The sequence below is a fragment of the Nostoc sp. genome (assembly GCF_035638895.1).
GTDB lineage: Bacteria > Cyanobacteriota > Cyanobacteriia > Cyanobacteriales > Nostocaceae > Nostoc.
On record NZ_DASQZC010000447.1, the window covers coordinates 1 to 4,758 of the forward strand.

Annotated in this window: 6 protein-coding genes; all 6 read left to right on the plus strand. The window is 40.7% G+C overall.

Annotated features, from left to right (window positions below):
• On the plus strand, positions 1-1,529 hold a 1,529-nt coding region (locus VE944_RS22590; protein WP_324982187.1), incomplete at its 5' end, for a B12-binding domain-containing radical SAM protein.
• An 85-nt stretch (positions 1,530-1,614) separates the two neighbouring features.
• Positions 1,615-1,803, plus strand: a complete 189-nt coding sequence (locus tag VE944_RS22595) for a CPXCG motif-containing cysteine-rich protein (RefSeq protein ID WP_012411100.1) — start codon at positions 1,615-1,617, stop codon at positions 1,801-1,803.
• 19 nt (positions 1,804-1,822) lie between these two features.
• Positions 1,823-2,272, plus strand: coding sequence for an SRPBCC family protein (locus VE944_RS22600; RefSeq protein ID WP_324982197.1), 450 nt, complete (start codon positions 1,823-1,825; stop codon positions 2,270-2,272).
• A 368-nt stretch (positions 2,273-2,640) separates the two neighbouring features.
• The gene (locus VE944_RS22605) at positions 2,641-2,952 is read left to right on the plus strand and encodes a hypothetical protein (RefSeq protein ID WP_324982200.1); all 312 of its coding nucleotides are present in this window, start codon (positions 2,641-2,643) and stop codon (positions 2,950-2,952) included.
• 191 nt (positions 2,953-3,143) lie between these two features.
• Complete coding sequence (gene crtW / locus VE944_RS22610) at positions 3,144-3,905, plus strand: beta-carotene ketolase CrtW (RefSeq protein WP_324982203.1); 762 nt, start codon at positions 3,144-3,146, stop codon at positions 3,903-3,905.
• A gap of 100 nt (positions 3,906-4,005) precedes the next feature.
• A partial coding sequence (gene cofG, locus VE944_RS22615) for a 7,8-didemethyl-8-hydroxy-5-deazariboflavin synthase subunit CofG (RefSeq protein WP_324982205.1) occupies positions 4,006-4,758 on the plus strand: 753 nt, incomplete at its 3' end.

Genomic DNA, 4,758 nt, shown 5'->3' on the forward strand with positions numbered 1-4,758 from the left:
AGGTAGTTTGGGCAACCTTAGCAATGCGTGATGATGTGCAGGTGAGTCGCCTGTTTACAGATATTCACGAACAACTCCCTAGAACCCCGGAAATTATGGGATTTTCGATTTCCTGGGAACTGGATTATGTGAATATTTTAAATCTACTGGAATCTTTAGAAATTCCCATTCTGGCAACTTCCCGTAATGATTCTCATCCGATAATTTTTGGTGGTGGGCCGGTTCTCACAGCGAATCCTGAACCTTTTGCAGCTTTTTTTGATGTAATTTTACTAGGGGATGGCGAAAACCTCTTGGGAAATTTCATTGAGGGGTACAAAGAAGTGAGAAATGCTTCTAGACAAACTCAACTAAAAAGACTTGCACAAATCCCAGGAATTTATGTCCCCAGTTTGTATGAGGTGGAATATCACGGCATAGATGGTGCAGTAAAGTCAATTAAACCAATTTCTCCCGAAGTTCCCGCAGTGGTACAAAAGCAAACTTACAGAGGAAACACGCTATCGGCATCAACTGTAGTCACTGAAAAGGCCGCCTGGGAAAATATTTACATGGTGGAAGTGGTGAGAAGTTGTCCAGAAATGTGCCGCTTTTGTTTGGCGAGTTATCTCACACTGCCTTTTAGAACAGCCAGTCTTGAAAGTTCATTAATTCCAGCCATTGAACGAGGTTTAGAAGTCACAAATCGGTTAGGATTACTGGGGGCTTCTGTAACTCAGCATCCAGAATTTGAGACTTTGCTAGATTATATTAGTCAGCCAAAGTATGATGATGTCCGTCTCAGTATTGCTTCAGTGCGAACCAATACCGTAACAGTGCAGTTAGCAGAAACATTGACGAAACGAGACACGCGATCGCTTACTATTGCAGTAGAGAGTGGTTCTGAGAAAATCCGCCAAATCGTCAACAAAAAGCTGCATAACGACGAAATTATTCAAGCGGCGGTAAATGCCAAAGCTGGCGGATTAAAAAGCTTGAAACTCTACGGAATGGCAGGAATTCCTGGTGAAGAAGTAGAAGATTTAGAAGAAACCGTGGTGATGATGCGTAATATCAAAAAAGCTGCGCCGGGATTGCGGTTAACATACGGATGCAGCACCTTTGTACCCAAAGCACACACACCGTTTCAATGGTTTGGGGTGAATCGCCAAGCCGAAAAGCGGTTGCAGTTTTTGCAAAAACAGCTAAAACCACAGGGGATAGAATTTCGACCAGAAAGCTATAATTGGTCGATTATACAAGCTTTGTTATCGAGAGGCGATCGCAGAGTCTCCCAACTCCTCCAACTGACTCGTGACTTTGGCGACTCTTTGGGTAGCTACAAACGTGCTTTCAAACAACTCAAAGGACAAATCCCCGATTTAGATTTTTACGTCCACGCCGAATGGTCAACAGAACAAGTATTACCTTGGAGCCACTTGCAAGGGCCTCTGCCACAGTCTACACTACTAAAGCATTTGGCTGAAGCTCAGAGTTATATCAACCCATCCCCCAAGGAACTACAGCCAGCACTGGGGGCTAGGGACTAGGGACTAGGGACTAGGAATTAAAGTTAGTTAATACCCAATACCCAGTTCCCAGTACCCAGTCCCCAATACCCAGTCCCAAAACTTGATGCAAAACACAGCCGAGTATTACTGCGCCTATTGCGGCGAACCGAACTTAACTTTTATTGATTTGAGCGCTGGAGGACAGCAATCTTACGTTGAAGATTGTCAAGTTTGCTGTAACCCAAATATTTTGTATGTACGGGTTGATGAAGATACCTTAGATATCGAAATTGATACAGAATCCGAAAGTTGAATTTTAGGTTTTTCTTTCCATGCTGCACTTTAAACATTCCTCAGTAATTAATGTCCCACCAGAAGTAGTTTGGAAATTTCACGAAAGGGCAGATATTTTGCAACTGCTGAATCCACCTTGGCAGCCAGTCCAAATGGTTCGTCGTGAAGGGGGGCTGAACGTGGGCGCTATCACAGAATTTCGCCTGTTTCTCGGCCCATTACCCTTAACCTGGTTAGCGCGTCATACTGAATGTGAAAAATATCGCCTGTTTACCGACGAACAGATATCTGGCCCTTTTGAATCTTGGGTACATCGACATGAATTTGAACCGGAAGCTGGCAAAACTAGGCTGACTGATGCTATTTCCTTCTCTATGCCTGGTGGAGGAACAGTTGAATTTGTCAGTGGTTGGTTAGTGCAAGTGCAACTAGAAGCTATGTTTCGCTATCGCCACTATGTAACGAAACGAGAATGTGAGTCGCAATAGCAAAATGTACAAATACCTCTGCTTTATAGGTAGTACCGCAAGGCGGAAGCCAAAAGGAGCTAGTGCGTTGGGCGGTGCCGACTTGTACCCCTATGGGGAATTAGCGTTCCCGCAGGGTAACAACTGGCTCTCAAAAGTCACGCATAATTGTATTCCAAGCTTTTGCGCCATTTGAAATAGTATGTTTATTTCGGCCGTATTGTACTAGTAAAAGCTATTATTGAACTTTTGTTAGATAAATCTTTGCTAAACTCCTTAAAATCTCATTCTTTAGAGTTGCTTCTACTTTGAAACTAAAGACAGATAGCGTCAAATTGCTAAGTTAAGTAATATGAATAATGTAATGAATTTCTTAAATTAACTTAATAATGACGGTTTATCTTAGTGATAAAAATGAAAATGCATACAATGGCAAAAATTGCAATGCTGCTGAACTTGTGCTGACACCTCAGACTGAATTTTGGAGCGATCGCTTAGGTATGGTTGGTTTTCTAGTTTACCTACCTTGGGAACGGCTACAGCCTAGTGCAGTATGTACCCGCACTCATTTTCTATACTCCCCGTTAATATTGACTGTCTTTGTTACAGACTGTTTACAAAGGATCAAAGATAAGACGCTGGTTATTGTAAATACCAGGTTCAACAGTGTCCCCACTCATATCACCCAACCTTTTAACTGAAAACAGTTTTTAGAATAGCAGTTGCTTGTGTAATACTAGTTAAAGTATCTTAATATTTCTATATATTTTCCAGAAGTGGCATTGTCCAGTGCAAAAAATTGACCACTAACAGATTTTATCGGTTAGTTGTTTTTGTGATGACTATATTTTATTTTTGAAATTTTCACCTGAATGCTAGGCGGAGTAAAAGCGTGATCCAGTTAGAACAACCACCCAGTCATCAAACAAAACTGACTCCAGTAGTGAAAAGTAAATCTCAGTTTAAAGCGCTTTTCATTCCTATTGTCATTGTTAGCGTATGGGTTATTAGCCTGAGTATATTACTTTCACTTGACATCTCCAAGCTGAAATTTTGGATGTTATCGCCTGTTATACTTTGGCAGACATTTTTATATACAGGATTATTTATTACATCTCATGATGCCATGCATGGGGTAGTATTTCCCCAGAACCCCAAGATTAATCATTTTATTGGGACATTAACATTATCTCTTTATGGTCTTTTACCATATCAAAAACTACTGAAAAAACATTGGTTGCATCACCATAATCCAGCAAGCAAAATAGACCCAGATTTTCATAATGGTAAACACCAAAATTTCTTTGCTTGGTATTTTCATTTTATGAAAGGTTACTGGAGTTGGGGACAAATAATTGCGTTGAGTAGTATTTATAACTTTGCTGAACGCATACTCCATATCCCAAGCGATAATCTAACTTACTTTTGGGTGATACCCTCGCTTTTGAGTTCATTACAATTATTCTATTTTGGGACTTTTTTACCTCATAGTGAACCAATGGGAGGTTACATACAGCCTCATTGTGCCCAAACAATTAGCCGTCCTATTTGGTGGTCATTTATCAGTTGTTATCATTTCGGCTACCACGAAGAACATCACGAACATCCCAATGTTTGTTGGTGGCAGTTACCAGAAATTTACAAAGCAAAATAGTTATTGTTTCTCTAATATCATGGCAAATGGCAGCAACACCCACACACTAATCTATATAGTTTTAGCAAGATGTTCTTTTAACTAATAGATTATCCTGCTTATGCCAATTAATAATTCTCGTCTTGTCACCTACAGCCCTGCTTATACAATCGTTCCTACTTACGAGTGCTTTAATCGCTGTAGTTACTGCAACTTTCGCAGTGAACCGGGTAAAAGTTCCTGGATGAGTATTTCAGATGCAGAAAGTATTTTAAAATCGCTTCAAAGCGAAAAAGTCTGTGAAATCCTTATCCTCAGTGGTGAAGTGCATCCCCATTCGCCAAGGCGTCAGGCGTGGTTTGGGCGGATTTATGATTTGTGTGAATTAGCACTTTCAATGGGGTTTTTACCGCATAGCAATGCAGGGCCCCTGAGTTTTGAGGAAATGCAAAAGCTGAAACGTGTGAATGTTTCGATGGGGCTGATGTTGGAACAGTTAACGCCAACATTGTTAAATAGTGTACATCGACACGCACCGAGTAAATTACCAGAAGTTCGTTTACAACAATTGCAATGGGCGGGAGAGTTGCAGATTCCTTTTACAACTGGGTTACTCTTGGGAATTGGAGAAACTGTAAATGATTGGTGGGAAACTTTAGAAGCTATTTCTAACTTGCATCAACGTTATCATCACATTCAAGAAGTGATTCTGCAACCTCATAGTCCTGGACATCAGCAAACTTTTGATGCACCACCTTTTGATCCCCATGAATTACCAGAAGTAATTGCGAAAGCGCGTGAGATTTTACCGCCAGATATTACTATTCAAATTCCGCCCAATTTAGTTAAAGATAACTGTTGGTTACTCGCTTGT